The 19,266-nt window shown below is 33.3% G+C and carries 17 protein-coding genes; all 17 read left to right on the top strand.

Annotation, left to right across the window (positions count from 1 at the left end; translation table 11 throughout):
* The first annotated feature begins 18 nt into the window (after positions 1–18).
* The 17 genes from mraZ (at position 19) to IDG66_RS06140 (ending at position 18,893) form a co-directional block, all read left to right on the top strand.
* Positions 19–450 (top strand): division/cell wall cluster transcriptional repressor MraZ, encoded by a 432-nt coding sequence (mraZ, locus tag IDG66_RS06220; protein WP_000480800.1) that lies wholly within the window; start codon positions 19–21, stop codon positions 448–450.
* A gap of 15 nt (positions 451–465) precedes the next feature.
* Positions 466–1,401: a 16S rRNA (cytosine(1402)-N(4))-methyltransferase RsmH gene (gene rsmH, locus IDG66_RS06215; protein ID WP_000468384.1), complete on the top strand. Its 936-nt coding sequence runs from the start codon at positions 466–468 to the stop codon at positions 1,399–1,401.
* Positions 1,402–1,414: 13 nt separating this feature from the next.
* Complete coding sequence (gene ftsL / locus IDG66_RS06210) at positions 1,415–1,816, top strand: cell division protein FtsL (protein WP_000257598.1); 402 nt, start codon at positions 1,415–1,417, stop codon at positions 1,814–1,816.
* A complete protein-coding gene (locus tag IDG66_RS06205) occupies positions 1,797–4,031 on the top strand; it encodes a penicillin-binding protein (protein ID WP_001118662.1) in 2,235 nt (744 codons plus the stop codon). The genes ftsL and IDG66_RS06205 overlap by 20 nt, the downstream gene beginning before the upstream one ends.
* Positions 4,032–4,322: 291 nt before the next feature.
* Positions 4,323–5,288 carry a phospho-N-acetylmuramoyl-pentapeptide-transferase gene (mraY, locus tag IDG66_RS06200; RefSeq protein ID WP_000578469.1) on the top strand — a complete coding sequence of 322 codons (966 nt, stop codon included), beginning with the start codon at positions 4,323–4,325 and terminating at the stop codon, positions 5,286–5,288.
* A 1-nt stretch (position 5,289) separates the two neighbouring features.
* A complete protein-coding gene (gene murD, locus IDG66_RS06195; RefSeq protein ID WP_000935989.1) occupies positions 5,290–6,639 on the top strand; it encodes a UDP-N-acetylmuramoyl-L-alanine--D-glutamate ligase in 1,350 nt (449 codons plus the stop codon).
* Positions 6,640–6,654: 15 nt separating this feature from the next.
* Entirely contained in the window at positions 6,655–7,974 is a 1,320-nt protein-coding gene (locus IDG66_RS06190) for a cell division protein FtsQ/DivIB (protein ID WP_000342192.1), read from the top strand.
* Between the two features lie 105 nt (positions 7,975–8,079).
* Positions 8,080–9,492: a cell division protein FtsA gene (gene ftsA, locus IDG66_RS06185; protein ID WP_000391033.1), complete on the top strand. Its 1,413-nt coding sequence runs from the start codon at positions 8,080–8,082 to the stop codon at positions 9,490–9,492.
* Between the two features lie 32 nt (positions 9,493–9,524).
* Positions 9,525–10,697: a cell division protein FtsZ gene (gene ftsZ / locus IDG66_RS06180; protein ID WP_000888997.1), complete on the top strand. Its 1,173-nt coding sequence runs from the start codon at positions 9,525–9,527 to the stop codon at positions 10,695–10,697.
* A gap of 259 nt (positions 10,698–10,956) precedes the next feature.
* Positions 10,957–11,748, top strand: coding sequence for a peptidoglycan editing factor PgeF (pgeF, locus tag IDG66_RS06175; protein ID WP_000999341.1), 792 nt, complete (start codon positions 10,957–10,959; stop codon positions 11,746–11,748).
* Positions 11,749–11,771: 23 nt separating this feature from the next.
* Entirely contained in the window at positions 11,772–12,440 is a 669-nt protein-coding gene (locus tag IDG66_RS06170; RefSeq protein WP_001837162.1) for a YggS family pyridoxal phosphate-dependent enzyme, read from the top strand.
* A complete protein-coding gene (locus IDG66_RS06165; RefSeq protein ID WP_000018608.1) occupies positions 12,437–13,000 on the top strand; it encodes a cell division protein SepF in 564 nt (187 codons plus the stop codon). The genes IDG66_RS06170 and IDG66_RS06165 overlap by 4 nt, the downstream gene beginning before the upstream one ends.
* An 11-nt stretch (positions 13,001–13,011) precedes the next feature.
* Complete coding sequence (locus IDG66_RS06160; RefSeq protein ID WP_000354114.1) at positions 13,012–13,302, top strand: YggT family protein; 291 nt, start codon at positions 13,012–13,014, stop codon at positions 13,300–13,302.
* A gap of 109 nt (positions 13,303–13,411) precedes the next feature.
* The gene (locus tag IDG66_RS06155; protein WP_001805409.1) at positions 13,412–14,191 is read left to right on the top strand and encodes a YlmH family RNA-binding protein; all 780 of its coding nucleotides are present in this window, start codon (positions 13,412–13,414) and stop codon (positions 14,189–14,191) included.
* A gap of 23 nt (positions 14,192–14,214) precedes the next feature.
* A complete protein-coding gene (locus IDG66_RS06150) occupies positions 14,215–14,832 on the top strand; it encodes a DivIVA domain-containing protein (protein ID WP_001117066.1) in 618 nt (205 codons plus the stop codon).
* 220 nt (positions 14,833–15,052) lie between these two features.
* Positions 15,053–17,806 carry an isoleucine--tRNA ligase gene (ileS, locus tag IDG66_RS06145; protein ID WP_000384677.1) on the top strand — a complete coding sequence of 918 codons (2,754 nt, stop codon included), beginning with the start codon at positions 15,053–15,055 and terminating at the stop codon, positions 17,804–17,806.
* Positions 17,807–18,095: 289 nt separating this feature from the next.
* The gene (locus IDG66_RS06140) at positions 18,096–18,893 is read left to right on the top strand and encodes a VOC family protein (protein WP_000274841.1); all 798 of its coding nucleotides are present in this window, start codon (positions 18,096–18,098) and stop codon (positions 18,891–18,893) included.
* The last annotated feature ends 373 nt before the right edge of the window (positions 18,894–19,266 follow it).

The raw sequence follows: 19,266 nt of genomic DNA, 5'->3' as shown, positions 1-19,266 counted from the left end.
AAGGTGAGGTGATAAAAAATGTTCATGGGAGAATACGATCATCAATTAGATACAAAAGGACGTATGATTATACCGTCCAAGTTTCGTTATGACTTAAATGAGCGTTTTATTATCACAAGAGGCCTTGATAAATGTTTATTCGGTTACACTCTAGACGAATGGCAACAGATTGAAGAGAAAATGAAAACCTTACCTATGACAAAAAAAGACGCACGTAAGTTTATGCGTATGTTCTTCTCTGGTGCTGTTGAAGTAGAACTTGATAAGCAAGGGCGTATTAACATCCCTCAAAACTTGAGGAAATACGCTAATTTAACTAAAGAATGTACAGTAATCGGTGTTTCAAATCGTATTGAGATTTGGGATAGAGAAACTTGGAATGATTTCTATGAAGAATCTGAAGAAAGTTTCGAAGATATTGCTGAAGATTTAATAGATTTTGATTTTTAAAATGGAGGAATTGAAGTGTTTCATCATATCAGCGTTATGTTAAACGAAACCATTGATTATTTAAATGTAAAAGAAAATGGTGTGTACATTGACTGTACGCTAGGTGGAGCGGGACATGCCCTTTATTTACTAAATCAATTAAATGACGACGGAAGATTAATAGCAATCGATCAAGACCAAACTGCAATTGATAATGCTAAAGAGGTATTAAAGGATCATTTGCATAAGGTGACTTTTGTTCATAGCAACTTCCGTGAATTAACTCAAATATTAAAAGACTTAAACATTGAAAAAGTAGATGGAATTTATTACGACTTGGGTGTTTCAAGCCCACAACTCGACATTCCAGAACGAGGATTCAGTTATCACCATGACGCAACATTAGACATGCGTATGGACCAAACACAAGAACTAACAGCATATGAAATTGTTAACAATTGGTCATATGAAGCGTTAGTGAAGATTTTTTATCGCTATGGCGAGGAGAAATTTTCAAAACAGATAGCTCGAAGAATCGAAGCACATCGCGAACAACAACCAATAACAACAACATTAGAATTAGTTGACATTATAAAAGAAGGTATTCCTGCAAAAGCAAGAAGAAAAGGCGGACATCCTGCAAAACGAGTATTTCAAGCACTACGAATTGCAGTAAACGATGAATTGTCAGCTTTTGAAGATTCAATAGAACAAGCGATTGAATTAGTGAAAGTAGATGGCAGGATTTCGGTAATCACTTTCCATTCTTTAGAAGATCGTTTATGTAAACAGGTGTTCCAAGAATATGAAAAAGGTCCAGAGGTACCAAGAGGATTACCAGTTATACCAGAAGCATATACACCTAAGTTAAAGCGTGTTAATCGTAAACCGATTACCGCTACAGAAGAAGATTTAGATGACAATAACAGAGCACGAAGCGCGAAATTACGTGTAGCTGAAATACTTAAATAAGGAGCAATTTATAATGGCTGTAGAAAAAGTGTACCAACCATATGACGAACAAGTTTATAATAGTATACCGAAGCAACAACCACAAACTAAGCCCGAAAAGAAGACTGTTTCGAGAAAAGTGGTTGTACAATTAACTAAATTTGAAAAAGTTTTATACATAACTTTGATTACTGTAATTGCTATGTTAAGTATTTATATGCTATCTTTAAAAATGGATGCGTATGATACGCGAGGAAAGATTGCAGATTTAGATTATAAAATAGATAAACAATCAAGTGAAAACAGTGCTTTACAATCTGAAATCAAAAAGAATTCTTCTTATGAACGCATATACGAAAAGGCTAAGAAACAGGGGATGAGCCTTGAGAACGATAATGTAAAGGTAGTGCGTAGTAATGGCGAAGCAAAAAATTAAAATTAAAAAAAATAAAATAGGGGCAGTCCTACTTGTTGGTTTATTCGGACTGCTCTTTTTTATATTGGTTTTAAGAATTTCATATATCATGATTACTGGACATTCTAATGGTCAAGATTTAGTCATGAAGGCAAATGAAAAGTATTTAGTTAAGAATGCACAACAACCAGAACGAGGAAAGATATATGATCGTAATGGTAAAGTGCTAGCAGAAGATGTAGAAAGATATAAACTTGTTGCAGTAATAGATAAAAAGGCGAGTGCCAATTCTAAAAAACCTAGGCATGTAGTTGATAAAAAAGAGACTGCAAAGAAATTATCTACAGTCATTAATATGAAGCCAGAGGAAATTGAAAAGAGACTTAGTCAAAAGAAAGCTTTCCAAATTGAATTTGGACGCAAAGGAACAAATTTAACGTATCAGGACAAATTGAAAATAGAGAAAATGAATTTGCCTGGTATTTCTTTATTGCCTGAAACAGAACGCTTTTATCCAAATGGCAATTTTGCATCACACTTAATTGGTAGAGCTCAGAAAAATCCGGATACTGGTGAACTTAAAGGTGCACTTGGAGTTGAAAAGATTTTTGATAGTTATTTAAGTGGATCTAAAGGATCATTGAGATATATTCATGATATTTGGGGATATATCGCACCAAATACTAAAAAAGAGAAGCAGCCTAAACGTGGTGATGATGTCCATTTAACAATCGATTCAAATATTCAAGTATTTGTTGAAGAAGCTTTAGATGGCATGGTTGAAAGATACCAGCCGAAAGATTTATTTGCGGTTGTCATGGATGCCAAAACTGGAGAAATTTTAGCATACAGTCAGCGACCAACATTTAATCCTGAAACTGGTAAAGACTTTGGTAAAAAGTGGGCAAATGACCTTTATCAAAACACATACGAGCCTGGATCAACATTTAAATCATATGGGTTAGCAGCTGCTATTCAAGAAGGTGCTTTTGATCCTGATAAGAAATATAAATCTGGACATAGAGATATTATGGGTTCACGTATTTCAGACTGGAATAGAGTCGGTTGGGGTGAAATCCCAATGTCACTCGGATTTACTTATTCATCTAATACATTGATGATGCATTTACAAGATTTAGTTGGTGCAGACAAAATGAAATCTTGGTATGAACGATTTGGATTTGGAAAATCAACTAAAGGTATGTTTGATGGAGAAGCACCTGGTCAAATTGGATGGAGTAATGAGTTGCAACAAAAAACGTCATCATTTGGTCAATCGACAACAGTAACACCTGTTCAAATGTTACAAGCGCAATCAGCGTTCTTTAATGATGGTAATATGTTAAAACCATGGTTTGTGAATAGCGTTGAAAATCCTGTTAGTAAAAGACAATTTTATAAAGGGCAAAAACAAATCGCAGGCAAACCAATAACAAAAGATACTGCTGAAAAAGTTGAAAAGCAATTGGATTTAGTTGTGAATAGTAAGAAGAGTCACGCTGCAAACTATCGTATTGATGGTTATGAGGTCGAAGGTAAGACTGGTACAGCACAAGTCGCTGCACCTAATGGTGGTGGATACGTTAAAGGTCCAAACCCATATTTTGTAAGTTTTATGGGTGACGCGCCGAAGAAAAATCCTAAAGTTATTGTATACGCTGGTATGAGCTTGGCACAAAAAAATGACCAAGAAGCTTATGAATTAGGTGTTAGTAAAGCGTTTAAACCAATAATGGAAAATACTTTGAAATATTTAAATGTAGGTAAATCAAAAGATGACACATCTAATGCAGAGTATAGTAAAGTGCCAGATGTTGAAGGTCAAGACAAACAAAAAGCTATTGATAATATGAGTGCAAAATCATTAGAACCAGTTACTATCGGTTCTGGCACACAAATAAAAGCACAATCTATAAAAGCAGGGAATAAAGTCTTACCTCATAGTAAAGTACTGTTATTAACAGACGGAGACTTAACTATGCCTGACATGTCAGGATGGACGAAAGAAGATGTCATTGCTTTTGAAAACCTAACAAATATTAAAGTAAATTTAAAAGGTAGCGGTTTTGTGTCCCACCAATCAATTAGTAAGGGACAAAAACTTACTGAAAAAGATAAAATAGACGTAGAATTTTCATCAGAGAATGTAGACAGCAATTCGACGAATAATTCTGATTCAAATTCAGATGATAAGAAGAAATCTGACAGTAAAACTGACAAGGATAAGTCGGACTAACAAGAATGGCTACATTAAATAAGGGTGTATTGTCACTATTTGTTTTTACTAAAGTAATGCTGTGATAGAAAACAACATCTTCATTTAATCTTTATAAATAAGTGTTGATAGAGAATTTTAAGGTAGACGAGGTCAGATTAACTTGTTTGTTATAGGCAAACTTTTTATACTGGCCTCTTATGCCGTAAAAAAGAAAAATTATAAATTTTGATTACAACTTTGTTTATTTAATTGAAAAATTGATAATATATTAGTGGTTAAAAAAGTCTGGATTAAGAAGAGGAGATAGTTATGATTTTTGTATATGCGTTATTAGCGCTAGTGATTACATTTGTTTTGGTACCTGTTTTAATACCTACATTAAAAAGGATGAAATTTGGTCAAAGTATTCGAGAAGAAGGTCCACAAAGCCATATGAAGAAGACTGGTACACCAACGATGGGTGGACTAACATTTCTATTAAGTATTGTGATAACGTCTTTGGTGGTTATTATATTTGTGGATCAAGCTAATCCAATCATACTGTTATTATTTGTGACGATTGGTTTTGGGTTAATTGGTTTTATAGATGATTATATTATTGTTGTTAAAAAGAATAACCAAGGTTTAACAAGTAAACAGAAGTTTTTGGCGCAAATTGGTATTGCGATTATTTTCTTTGTTTTAAGTAATGTGTTTCATTTGGTGAATTTTTCTACGAGCATACATATTCCATTTACGAATGTAGCAATCCCACTATCATTTGCATATGTTATTTTCATTGTTTTTTGGCAAGTAGGTTTTTCTAATGCGGTAAATTTAACAGATGGTTTAGATGGATTAGCAACTGGACTGTCAATTATCGGATTTACAATGTATGCCATCATGAGCTTTGTGTTAGGAGAAACGGCAATTGGTATTTTCTGTATCATTATGTTGTTTGCACTTTTAGGATTTTTACCATATAACATTAACCCTGCTAAAGTGTTTATGGGAGATACAGGTAGCTTAGCTTTAGGTGGTATATTTGCTACGATTTCAATCATGCTTAATCAGGAATTATCATTAATTTTTATAGGTTTAGTATTCGTAATTGAAACCTTATCTGTTATGTTACAAGTCGCTAGCTTTAAATTGACTGGAAAGCGTATATTTAAAATGAGTCCGATTCATCATCATTTTGAATTGATAGGATGGAGCGAATGGAAAGTAGTTACAGTATTTTGGGCTGTTGGTCTGATTTCAGGTTTAATCGGTTTATGGATTGGAGTGCATTAAGATGCTTAATTATACAGGGTTAGAAAATAAAAATGTATTAGTTGTCGGTTTGGCAAAAAGTGGTTATGAAGCAGCTAAATTATTAAGTAAATTAGGTGCGAATGTAACTGTCAATGATGGAAAAGACTTATCACAAGATGCTCATGCAAAAGATTTAGAATCTATGGGCATTTCTGTTGTAAGTGGAAGTCATCCATTAACGTTGCTTGATAATAATCCAATAATTGTTAAAAATCCTGGAATACCTTATACAGTATCTATTATTGATGAAGCAGTGAAACGAGGTTTGAAAATTTTAACAGAAGTTGAGTTAAGTTATCTAATCTCTGAAGCACCAATCATAGCTGTAACGGGTACAAATGGTAAAACGACAGTTACTTCTCTAATTGGAGATATGTTTAAAAAAAGTCGCTTAACTGGAAGATTATCCGGCAATATTGGTTATGTTGCATCTAAAGTAGCACAAGAAGTAAAGCCTACAGATTATTTAGTTACAGAGTTGTCGTCATTCCAGTTACTTGGAATCGAAAAGTATAAACCACACATTGCTATAATTACTAACATTTATTCGGCGCATCTAGATTACCATGAAAATTTAGAAAACTATCAAAATGCTAAAAAGCAAATATATAAAAATCAAACGGAAGAAGATTATTTGATTTGTAATTATCATCAAAGACAAGTGATAGAGTCGGAAGAATTAAAAGCTAAGACATTGTATTTCTCAACTCAACAAGAAGTTGATGGTATTTATATTAAAGATGGTTTTATCATTTATAAAGGTGTTCGTATTATTAACACTGAAGATCTAGTATTGCCTGGTGAACATAATTTAGAAAATATATTAGCAGCTGTGCTTGCTTGTATTTTAGCTGGTGTACCTATTAAAGCAATTATTGATAGTTTAACTACATTTTCAGGAATAGAGCATAGATTGCAATATGTTGGTACTAATAGAACTAATAAATATTATAATGATTCCAAAGCAACAAACACGCTAGCAACACAGTTTGCCTTAAATTCATTTAATCAACCAATCATTTGGTTATGTGGTGGTTTGGATCGAGGGAATGAATTTGACGAACTCATTCCTTATATGGAAAATGTTCGCGCGATGGTTGTATTCGGACAAACGAAAGCTAAGTTTGCTAAACTAGGTAATAGTCAAGGGAAATCGGTCATTGAAGCGAACAATGTCGAAGACGCTGTTGATAAAGTACAAGATATTATAGAACCAAATGATGTTGTATTATTGTCACCTGCTTGTGCGAGTTGGGATCAATATAGTACTTTTGAAGAGCGTGGAGAGAAATTTATTGAAAGATTCCGTGCCCATTTACCATCTTATTAAAGGGTGTGAGTATTGATGGATGATAAAACGAAGAACGATCAACAAGAATCAAATGAAGATAAAGATGAATTAGAATTATTTACGAGGAATACATCTAAGAAAAGACGGCAAAGAAAAAGATCAAAGGCTACACATTTTTCTAATCAAAATAAAGATGATACATCTCAACAAGCTGATTTTGATGAAGAAATTTACTTGATAAATAAAGACTTCAAAAAAGAACAAAGCAATGATGAAAATAATGATTCTGCTTCTAGTCGTGCAAATAATAATAATATCGATGATTCTACAGACTCTAATATTGAAAATGAGGATTATAGATATAATCAAGAAATTGACGACCAAAATGAATCGAATGGAATTGCATTCGACAACGAACAACCTCAATCAGCTCCTAAAGAACAAAATGGCGACTCGAATGATGAGGAAACAGTAACGAAAAAAGAACGAAAAAGTAAAGTAACACAATTAAAGCCATTAACACTTGAAGAAAAGCGGAAGTTAAGACGTAAGCGACAAAAACGAATCCAATACAGTGTTATTACAATATTGGTATTGTTGATTGCTGTTATATTAATTTACATGTTTTCACCACTTAGTAAAATTGCGCATGTAAATATAAATGGAAATAATCACGTTAGTACTTCAAAGATAAACAAAGTTTTAGGTGTTAAAAATGATTCAAGGATGTATACGTTTAGTAAAAAAAATGCTATTAATGATCTCGAAGAGAATCCATTAATCAAAAGTGTTGAGATACACAAGCAATTACCAAACACATTAAACGTAGATATCACAGAAAATGAAATTATTGCTTTAGTGAAATATAAAGGTAAATATTTACCTTTATTAGAAAATGGTAAATTGCTTAAAGGTTCAAATGATGTCAAAATTAATGATGCACCTGTCATGGATGGTTTCAAAGGTACAAAAGAAGATGATATGATTAAGGCGTTATCTGAAATGACACCTGAAGTTAGACGATATATTGCCGAAGTGACATACGCCCCAAGTAAAAACAAACAAAGCAGAATTGAATTGTTTACGACAGATGGACTTCAAGTAATCGGTGATATTTCGACGATATCTAAGAAAATGAAATATTATCCGCAGATGTCACAATCATTATCAAGGGATAGTTCGGGTAAACTAAAAACACGAGGCTATATTGATTTATCAGTCGGTGCTTCATTTATCCCATACCGTGGAAACACGTCTAGTCAATCAGAAAGCGATAAAAATGTGACTAAATCATCTCAAGAGGAAAATCAAGCAAAAGAAGAATTACAAAGCGTTTTAAACAAAATTAACAAACAATCAAGTAAGAATAATTAAAAAATTTTGATATTGTCTATGTTTATAGTTCACAAGCCATTCAACGTATTGTAAACTAAGGATAGTGTATTTTTTTAATAGTAATTTGTCAGGAGGTGCCTATCTATGGAAGAACATTACTACGTAAGTATTGATATTGGATCATCAAGCGTAAAAACAATAGTAGGCGAGAAATTTCACAATGGTATAAATGTGATAGGTACAGGACAAACCTACACGAGCGGTATAAAAAATGGTTTAATTGATGATTTTGATATTGCGCGACAAGCAATCAAAGACACAATTAAAAAGGCATCAATCGCTTCGGGTGTTGATATTAAAGAAGTTTTCCTGAAATTACCTATCATTGGAACGGAAGTTTATGATGAATCAAATGAAATCGACTTTTATGAGGATACAGAAATCAACGGTTCACATATCGAAAAAGTATTAGAAGGTATTAGAGAAAAAAATGATGTGCAAGAAACAGAAGTAATTAATGTGTTCCCGATTCGTTTTATAGTCGATAAAGAAAATGAGGTTTCAGACCCTAAAGAATTAATTGCCAGACATTCATTAAAGGTTGAAGCAGGCGTAATTGCTATTCAAAAATCGATTTTAATTAATATGATTAAATGCGTAGAAGCATGTGGTGTTGATGTATTAGATGTTTACTCTGATGCATATAACTATGGTTCAATCCTAACAGCTACTGAAAAAGAGTTAGGTGCATGTGTCATTGATATTGGTGAAGACGTTACGCAAGTTGCTTTTTATGAACGCGGTGAATTAGTAGATGCTGATTCTATCGAAATGGCAGGGCGTGATATTACAGACGATATTGCACAAGGATTAAACACTTCTTATGAAACTGCTGAAAAAGTTAAACACCAATATGGTCATGCATTCTATGATTCTGCTTCAGATCAAGATATCTTCACTGTTGAACAGGTTGATAGTGATGAAACAGTACAGTATACTCAAAAAGATTTGAGTGACTTTATTGAAGCGCGTGTAGAAGAAATATTCTTCGAAGTATTTGATGTTTTACAAGATTTAGGATTAACAAAAGTAAATGGTGGGTTTATTGTAACTGGTGGATCTGCAAACTTACTTGGCGTAAAAGAATTATTATCAGATATGGTAAGTGAAAAAGTTAGAATTCACACGCCATCACAAATGGGAATTAGAAAACCTGAATTTTCTTCAGCAATTTCTACAATTTCTAGTAGTATCGCTTTTGATGAGTTATTAGATTATGTTACAATTAATTATCATGATAGTGAAGAAACTGAAGAAGATGTTATTGATGTGAAAGACAAAGATAACGAATCTAAATTAGGCGGATTTGATTGGTTTAAACGTAAAACAAACAAAAAAGATACTCATGAAAATGAAGTAGAGTCAACAGATGAAGAAATTTATCAATCAGAAGATAATCATCAGGAACATAAACAGAATCATGAACATGTTCAAGACAAAGATAAAGATAAAGAAGAAAGTAAATTCAAAAAACTAATGAAATCTCTATTTGAATGATTATTGGCCAATAAAACTAGGAGGAAATTTAAATGTTAGAATTTGAACAAGGATTTAATCATTTAGCGACTTTAAAGGTCATTGGTGTAGGTGGTGGCGGTAACAACGCCGTAAACCGAATGATTGACCACGGAATGAATAATGTTGAATTTATCGCTATCAACACAGACGGTCAAGCTTTAAACTTATCTAAAGCTGAATCTAAAATCCAAATCGGTGAAAAATTAACACGTGGTTTAGGAGCAGGAGCTAATCCTGAAATCGGTAAAAAAGCTGCAGAGGAATCTCGTGAACAAATTGAAGATGCAATCCAAGGTGCAGACATGGTATTTGTTACTTCTGGTATGGGTGGCGGAACTGGTACTGGTGCAGCACCAGTCGTTGCTAAAATTGCAAAAGAAATGGGCGCATTAACTGTTGGTGTTGTAACTCGTCCATTTAGTTTTGAAGGACGTAAACGTCAAACTCAAGCTGCTGCTGGAGTAGAAGCTATGAAAGCTGCAGTAGATACATTAATCGTTATACCAAATGACCGTTTATTAGATATCGTTGACAAATCTACGCCAATGATGGAAGCATTTAAAGAAGCTGATAACGTGTTACGCCAAGGTGTACAAGGTATCTCAGACTTAATCGCTGTTTCTGGTGAAGTAAACTTAGACTTTGCAGACGTTAAGACAATTATGTCTAACCAAGGTTCTGCATTAATGGGTATTGGTGTTTCTTCTGGTGAAAATAGAGCGGTAGAAGCTGCTAAAAAAGCAATCTCTTCTCCATTACTTGAAACATCTATCGTTGGTGCACAAGGTGTGCTTATGAATATTACTGGTGGCGAGTCATTGTCATTATTTGAAGCACAAGAGGCTGCTGATATTGTCCAAGATGCTGCAGATGAAGACGTTAATATGATTTTCGGTACAGTTATTAATCCTGAATTACAAGATGAGATTGTTGTAACAGTTATTGCAACTGGTTTTGATGACAAACCAACATCACATGGTCGTAAATCTGGTAGCACTGGATTCGGAACAAGCGTAAATACTTCTAGCAATGCAACTTCTAAAGATGAATCATTCACTTCAAATTCATCAAATGCACAAGCAACTGATAGTGTAAGTGAAAGAACACATACAACTAAAGAAGATGATATTCCTAGCTTCATTAGAAATAGAGAAGAAAGACGTTCAAGAAGAACAAGACGTTAATCGGTTAATATATATACACAAATAATTCAACACAAATCATCAGATAACATATCTGATGATTTTTTTACTAATTTTTAGAACATGTAGAAGGACATTTAAGTTTTTCAAAGTTATTAAAAGTGTTTAAGTATCGTGTCAAAATTAAGTCAAAAATTATTTGCGCAACATTTTAACTTTAAACATAAATGTTATATTATATAATTATTAACTTTGTACAGTTAGACGAAGATAATTTAAATGAAATGATGGTGACGATCGAGTGAATGATAATTTTAAAAAGCAACCGCATCATTTAATATATGAAGAGTTATTACAACAAGGTATTACTCTAGGTATTACAACTAGAGGCGATGGTTTAAGTGACTATCCTAAAAATGCTTTTAATATGGCGAGATATATTGATGATCGCCCATATAATATTACTCAACATCAATTGCAATTAGCTGAAGAAATTGCGTTTGATAGAAAAAATTGGGTGTTTCCCATTCAAACACATGAAAATAAAGTCGCTTGTATTACAAAGGATGATATAGGCACAAATATAGACACTTTAACTGATGCGCTTCATGGTATTGATGCGATGTACACATATGATAGTAATGTCTTATTAACGATGTGTTATGCAGACTGTGTACCAGTATATTTTTATAGTACAAAACATCATTTTATTGCATTGGCGCATGCAGGTTGGCGTGGTACCTATACTGAAATTGTAAAAGAAGTGCTAAAACATGTGAACTTTGATTTGAAAGACTTACATGTCGTTATTGGACCATCTACATCATCAAGTTATGAAATTAATGATGATATTAAAAATAAATTTGAAACATTGCCAATTGATAGTGCCAACTATATTGAAACTAGAGGACGAGATCGTCATGGTATTGATTTGAAAAAAGCCAATGCTGCATTATTAAATTATTATGGTGTTCCTAAAGAAAATATTTATACGACAGCGTATGCTACATCTGAACATTTAGAATTATTTTTCTCTTATCGATTAGAAAAAGGTCAAACAGGACGCATGTTAGCATTCATTGGTCAACAGTAAACATGGAGGAGATATGCTTGCGTGTGAAAGATAATTTACAACAAATCTCAACACAAATTAATGACAAAAGTGAAAAAAATAATTTTTCAACAAAACCAAACGTGATTGCAGTTACAAAATATGTTACAATAGAGCGAGCTAAAGAAGCGTATGAGGCTGGAATAAGACATTTTGGTGAGAATAGATTGGAAGGCTTTTTACAAAAGAAAGAAGCATTACCATCAGATGCGGTGATCCATTTTATAGGATCATTACAATCTCGAAAAGTTAAGGGCGTTATAAACGACGTAGATTATTTCCATGCTTTAGATCGATTGAGCTTAGCCAAAGAAATTAACAAACGTGCAGAACATAAAATTAAATGTTTCTTGCAAGTGAACGTTTCGGGAGAAGCTTCTAAACATGGTATTGCTTTAGAAGATGTTGATCAGTTTATAGATGATCTTAAAAAATATGACAAAATCGAAATTGTAGGTTTAATGACGATGGCACCATTGACAGATGATGAAGCATATATTAGATCGTTATTTAAACAGTTACGTTTGAAAAAAGAAGAAATACAACGACTCAATTTAGAATATGCGCCTTGTGATGAATTATCAATGGGAATGAGTAATGACTATCTTATTGCAGTTGAAGAAGGTGCGACGTTTGTTAGAATTGGGACTAAACTTGTAGGAGAAGAGGAGTGAGTCACTTGGCTTTAAAAGATTTATTTAGTGGATTTTTTGTAATAGATGATGAAGAGGAAGTAGAAGTACCTGACAAACAACAACAGGTCAATGAAGCGCCAGCAAAAGAGCAGTCACAACAAACAACAAAACAAAACGCAATCAAATCAGTCCCTCAAAAATCTGCATCAAGATATACAACAACGTCAGAAGAAAGGAATAACCGTATGTCTAATTATTCAAAAAATAATTCACGTAATGTTGTAACTATGAACAATGCTACACCAAACAATGCATCACAAGAAAGTTCAAAAATGTGTTTATTCGAACCACGTGTTTTTTCAGATACACAAGATATTGCTGATGAGCTTAAAAACCGCCGTGCGACACTTGTCAATTTACAACGTATTGATAAAGTATCAGCGAAAAGAATTATTGATTTTTTAAGCGGTACTGTTTATGCAATCGGTGGAGATATCCAACGTGTAGGTACTGATATTTTCTTATGTACGCCTGATAATGTGGAAGTAGCTGGAAGCATTACAGACCATATTGAAAATATGGAACATTCATTCGACTAAGGAGTTAACATATGGATATAAATGTGCTAGCTACAATATTTAAATTTATCCTTTTTGTTGTTGAAATTTATTATTTCGGCATGATTATATATTTCTTTACATCTTGGGTACCAAGTATTAGAGAAACTAAGGTAGGTTATTTTTTAGCGAAAATATATGAACCTTTCTTACAACCATTTAGAAAAGTAATTCCACCTATTGGAATTATCGACATATCATCAATCGCTGCAATTATCGTTTTAGTATTATTCCAAAAAGGGTTACTCCAAATCTTTAATTGGATTTTAATTCAATTACAATAAATTAAGCGACATAACGAGGCAAGGGTACATGATACTTTAGCCTCGTTTTTGATATGTATTTTTCTGAATATAAGGGCAATAGATGGTATTTTATAATTTTTTTAAGGTAGTGATTAACATAGATATTTATCAACACTTTAGACAGGAAGAATACGAATTAATTGATCAGCTAACGGATAAATGTGATCAAGCGGAACAGCATTATGCACCAGTATTAACGCATTTTTTAGATCCAAGAGGGCAATATATATTGGAAGTGATTTGTGGCAGTTATGAAGATTTAAACGTATCTTTTTATGGTGGACCTAATGCTGAAAGAAAAAGAGCAATCATTTCGCCGAACTATTATGAACCTAAAGAAAGCGACTTTGAATTAACTTTAATGGAAATAGATTATCCTGAAAAATTCGTCACTTTAAAACATCAACATATTTTAGGGACATTAATGTCTTTAGGTATCGAACGCGAACAAGTTGGAGATATAATTGTGAATGAACGAATTCAATTTGTTTTGACAAGTAGATTGGAATCATTTATTATGTTAGAATTACAACGTATTAAAGGCGCATCAGTTAAACTTTATACTATTCCAGTAACAGATATGATACAATCTAATGAGAATTGGAAAAATGAAAGTGCAACAGTTAGTTCTTTAAGGTTAGATGTTGTTATTAAAGAAATGATACGTAAATCACGTACGATTGCGAAACAACTAATCGAAAAAAAACGTGTTAAAGTGAATCACACTATTGTTGATTCAGCAGATTTTCAATTACAAGCAAATGATTTAATATCCATCCAAGGTTTTGGTAGAGCACACATTACTGACTTAGGTGGTAAAACTAAAAAAGATAAAACGCACATTACCTATAGAACATTATTCAAATAGTAATGATTTAAGGAGGATAACAAATGCCTTTTACACCAAATGAAATTAAGAATAAAGAGTTTTCACGTGTAAAGAATGGTTTAGAACCTACTGAAGTTGCTAATTTTTTGGAGCAACTAAGCACTGAAATTGAACGTCTTAAAGAAGATAAAAAACAACTTGAAAAAGTAATCGAAGAGAGAGATACTAATATTAAGTCTTATCAAGACGTGCATCAATCTGTAAGTGATGCTTTGATACAAGCTCAAAAAGCTGGTGAAGAAACTAAGCAAGCTGCAGAAAAACAAGCTGAAGCGATTATAGCTAAGGCAGAAGCGCAAGCTAATCAAATGGTTGGTGACGCGGTAGAAAAAGCACGCCGTTTAGCATTCCAGACTGAAGATATGAAACGTCAATCAAAAGTATTTAGATCGCGTTTCCGTATGTTAGTTGAAGCGCAATTAGACTTATTAAAAAACGAAGATTGGGATTACTTGTTGAATTATGATTTAGACGCTGAACAAGTGACGCTTGAAAATATTCATCATTTGCATGAAAATGATTTAAAGCCAGATGAAGTTGCAGCAAATGCACAAAATAATGCATCAAATACATCAGACAATAATCAACAATCCAATGATTCAGAAACAACTAAGAAGTAAGAATTAAATAAAGACAGACGCGTAATATACATTTAACTTTTCACAGCGAATTAGGTAATGGTGAGAGCCTAGTAAAAGCATGTATGTTATATCACTGGCTTTTTAATATTTAAATAATGTAATGAGAGAACTCTAAGTTGAGTTAATAAGGGTGGTACCGCGAGCAATCGTCCCTTTTAATTTAACTTAGAGTTTTTTAAATTTTTAAGGAGTGAAAAAAATGGATTACAAAGAAACGTTATTAATGCCTAAAACAGATTTCCCAATGCGAGGTGGTTTACCAAACAAGGAACCGCAAATTCAAGAAAAATGGGATGCAGAAGATCAATACCATAAAGCGTTAGAAAAAAATAAAGGTAACGAAACATTCATTTTACATGATGGCCCACCATACGCGAATGGTAACTTACATATGGGACATGCCTTGAACAAAATTTTAAAAGACTTTATTGTACGTTATAAAACTATGCAAGGGTTCTATGCACCATACGTACCAGGTTGGGATACACATGGTTTACCAATTGAACAAGCATTAACGAAAAAAGGTGTTGACCGAAAGAAAATGTCAACAGCTGAATTCCGTGAGAAATGTAAAGAATTTGCTTTAGAACAAATTGAATTACAGAAAAAAGATTTTAGACGTTTAGGTGTTCGTGGTGACTTTAATGATCCATATATTACATTAAAACCTGAATACGAAGCTGCACAAATTCGTATTTTTGGAGAAATGGCAGATAAAGGTTTAATTTATAAAGGTAAAAAGCCAGTTTATTGGTCTCCTTCAAGTGAGTCTTCATTAGCAGAAGCAGAAATTGAATATCACGATAAACGTTCAGCATCAATTTACGTTGCATTTGACGTTAAAGATGACAAAGGTGTCGTAGATGCAGATGCTAAATTTATTATCTGGACAACAACGCCATGGACAATTCCATCAAATGTTGCGATTACCGTTCATCCTGAATTAAAATATGGTCAATACAATGTAGATGGCGAAAAATATATTATTGCAGAAGCCTTATCTGACGCTGTAGCAGAAGCACTGGATTGGGATAAAGCATCAATCAAATTAGAAAAAGAATACACAGGTAAAGAATTAGAGTATGTTGTAGCACAACATCCATTCTTAGACAGAGAATCGTTAGTGATTAATGGTGATCATGTTACTACAGATGCTGGTACAGGTTGTGTACATACAGCACCAGGTCACGGGGAAGATGACTATATTGTTGGTCAAAAATATGAATTGCCAGTAATTAGTCCAATCGATGATAAAGGTGTATTTACTGAAGAAGGCGGCCAATTTGAAGGAATGTTCTATGATAAAGCTAATAAAGCCGTTACTGATTTATTAACAGAAAAAGGTGCACTATTAAAATTAGACTTTATTACACATAGCTATCCACACGACTGGAGAACAAAAAAACCTGTAATCTTCCGTGCTACACCACAATGGTTTGCCTCAATCAGTAAAGTAAGACAAGATATTTTAGATGCAATCGAAAATACAAACTTCAAAGTAAATTGGGGTAAAACACGTATTTACAATATGGTTCGTGACCGTGGCGAATGGGTTATTTCTCGTCAACGTGTGTGGGGTGTACCGTTACCAGTATTTTATGCTGAAAATGGCGAAATTATCATGACGAAAGAAACAGTGAATCATGTTGCTGATTTATTTGCAGAACACGGTTCAAATATTTGGTTTGAAAGAGAAGCGAAAGACTTACTACCAGAAGGATTTACACATCCAGGCAGCCCTAACGGTACATTTACTAAAGAAACAGACATTATGGACGTTTGGTTTGATTCTGGTTCATCACACCGTGGCGTGTTGGAAACAAGACCGGAATTAAGTTTCCCAGCGGATATGTATTTAGAAGGTAGTGACCAATATCGTGGTTGGTTCAACTCTTCTATCACAACTTCAGTTGCTACAAGAGGAGTATCACCTTATAAATTCTTACTTTCTCATGGTTTTGTTATGGACGGTGAAGGTAAGAAAATGAGTAAATCTTTAGGTAATGTGATTGTACCTGACCAAGTGGTTAAACAAAAAGGTGCTGATATTGCGAGACTTTGGGTAAGTAGTACGGACTATTTAGCTGATGTTAGAATTTCTGATGAAATTTTAAAACAAACATCTGATGTTTATCGTAAAATCAGAAATACATTAAGATTTATGTTAGGTAACATTAACGATTTCAATCCTGACACAGATAGCATTACTGAATCAGAGTTATTAGAAGTGGATCGTTACTTGCTAAATCGTTTACGTGAATTTACTGCAAGTACGATTAACAACTATGAAAACTTTGACTACTTAAATATTTATCAAGAAGTTCAAAACTTTATCAATGTTGAGTTAAGTAATTTCTATTTGGATTACGGTAAAGATATTTTATATATTGAACAACGAGATTCTCATATCCGTCGTAGTATGCAAACAGTGTTATATCAAATTTTAGTTGATATGACGAAGTTGTTAGCACCAATCTTAGTGCATACAGCTGAAGAAGTTTGGTCTCATACACCACATGTTAAAGAAGAAAGTGTTCACTTAGCAGACATGCCTAAAGTTGTAGAAGTAGATCAAGCTTTATTGGATAAATGGCGTACATTTATGAATTTACGTGATGATGTGAACCGTGCATTAGAAACTGCTCGTAATGAAAAAGTTATTGGTAAATCATTAGAAGCTAAAGTTACGATTGCTAGTAACGATAAATTTAATGCATCTGAATTCTTAACTTCATTTGATGCATTACATCAATTATTTATCGTGTCACAAGTTAAAGTTGTAGATAAGTTAGATGATCAGGCAACAGCTTATGAACATGGTGATATTGTCATCGAACATGCAGATGGTGAAAAATGTGAAAGATGTTGGAACTATTCAGAGGATCTTGGTGCTGTTGATGAATTGACGCATTTATGCCCACGATGCCAACAAGTTGTAAAATCACTTGTATAATTGAAATTGTATAAAGTACTCATACAGATGATATAAATTAAAGCTCTCTTCATAATCATGTTGTAGTTTTTGTTGACATGATGAAGAGAGTTTTTTTGTGAATAAAAAAATGACCAAGTTACCGGTCATATATGTAAAAAATGTGCGATTTACTAAAATAAAAATTATTCAGGAATGGTACAAATTCTCTGAGGCATATAAATGCGTTATAGTTGCTATTCTCAATTATGTTCGCGATAATTTTAAGTAAAAGTAAGCACAGATATTGAATTTGATAGGAGTTAATTGAATGTATCATAACAGTAACGCAAACTTTGTCAATGGTATCACTTTAAATGTGAGAGATAAGAATGAATTAAAGCCATTTTATGAGGACATATTAGGATTAAATATTATAAATGAGACATTAACATCGATACAATATGAAGTAGGTCAAAATAATCATGTCATTACACTTGTTGAATTACAAAATGGACGTGAACCTTTAATGTCCGAAGCGGGACTGTTTCATATCGCAATTAAACTACCTCAAATTAGTGATTTAGCTAATTTACTAATTCATTTAAGCGAATATGATATTCCAGTTAACGGAGGTATACAGCCTGCTTCGTTATCATTATTTTTTGAAGACCCGGAAGGAAACGGTTTTAAATTTTATGTTGATAAAGACGAAGCGCAATGGACGAGGCAAAATGATTTAGTAAAAATTGATATTAGACCATTAAATGTACCGAGATTAGTGAGTCATGCAACAAAATTGTTATGGTTAGGTATTCCAGATGACGCTATTATAGGTGCATTGCATATTAAGACAATTCATTTATCAGAGGTAAAAGAGTACTACCTCGATTATTTTGGATTAGAGCAATCGGCATATATGGATGATTATTCAATATTTTTAGCATCGAATGGCTATTATCAACATTTGGCCATGAATGATTGGGTATCAGCAACGAAACGTGTAGAAAATTTTGATACGTATGGATTAGCAATTGTTGACTTTCATTATCCTGAAACAACACATTTAAATTTACAAGGTCCGGATGGTATCTATTATCGCTTTAATCATATCGAAGTTGAAGATTAGTATATACTTTGAATGGACGAACCATATAATGAATCGTTTTTAATGATCTTTTTATACAAGCTATGAAGGAGGCTGGGACATAAATCCCTAAAAAACAGCAGTAAGATAATTTTCAATTAGAAAATATCTTACTGCTGTTCTCTATTTATACAATACTTCGTATTGAATGGCTTCGCTTTGCCCATCTGGCACATTACTGTAAAATTCTATAAATAGAATTTTTGATGATGGGTCCCTTCCTAGGGTGCCGTCTCAGCTACCCCAACCGGCACATTGTTGTAAGCTGACTATATGTCAGCTTCTGTGTTGGGGCCCCTGTCTTCGACTGGCACTGCTCCCTCAGGAGTCTCGCCATTAATACTACGTATTAACA

It is taken from the genome of Staphylococcus sp. EG-SA-18 (genome assembly GCF_017151825.1).
GTDB classification, from domain to species: Bacteria; Bacillota; Bacilli; order Staphylococcales; family Staphylococcaceae; genus Staphylococcus; species Staphylococcus aureus.
Note: the sequence above shows the minus strand (reverse complement) of the source record. Positions and strands in the feature narration are given on the sequence as shown.

Excerpts from the sequence above, each read along its gene's own strand:
- IDG66_RS06160 (WP_000354114.1), top strand. The coding sequence starts at position 13,012 with ATGGATATAAATGTGCTAGCTACAATATTTAAATTTATCCTTTTTGTT.
- ileS (WP_000384677.1), top strand. The coding sequence starts at position 15,053 with ATGGATTACAAAGAAACGTTATTAATGCCTAAAACAGATTTCCCAATG.
- IDG66_RS06190 (WP_000342192.1), top strand. The coding sequence starts at position 6,655 with ATGGATGATAAAACGAAGAACGATCAACAAGAATCAAATGAAGATAAA.
- IDG66_RS06205 (WP_001118662.1), top strand. The coding sequence starts at position 1,797 with ATGGCGAAGCAAAAAATTAAAATTAAAAAAAATAAAATAGGGGCAGTC.
- ftsZ (WP_000888997.1), top strand. The coding sequence starts at position 9,525 with ATGTTAGAATTTGAACAAGGATTTAATCATTTAGCGACTTTAAAGGTC.
- IDG66_RS06150 (WP_001117066.1), top strand. The coding sequence starts at position 14,215 with ATGCCTTTTACACCAAATGAAATTAAGAATAAAGAGTTTTCACGTGTA.
- mraY (WP_000578469.1), top strand. The coding sequence starts at position 4,323 with ATGATTTTTGTATATGCGTTATTAGCGCTAGTGATTACATTTGTTTTG.
- mraZ (WP_000480800.1), top strand. The coding sequence starts at position 19 with ATGTTCATGGGAGAATACGATCATCAATTAGATACAAAAGGACGTATG.
- ftsA (WP_000391033.1), top strand. The coding sequence starts at position 8,080 with ATGGAAGAACATTACTACGTAAGTATTGATATTGGATCATCAAGCGTA.
- ftsL (WP_000257598.1), top strand. The coding sequence starts at position 1,415 with ATGGCTGTAGAAAAAGTGTACCAACCATATGACGAACAAGTTTATAAT.
- IDG66_RS06140 (WP_000274841.1), top strand. The coding sequence starts at position 18,096 with ATGTATCATAACAGTAACGCAAACTTTGTCAATGGTATCACTTTAAAT.
- murD (WP_000935989.1), top strand. The coding sequence starts at position 5,290 with ATGCTTAATTATACAGGGTTAGAAAATAAAAATGTATTAGTTGTCGGT.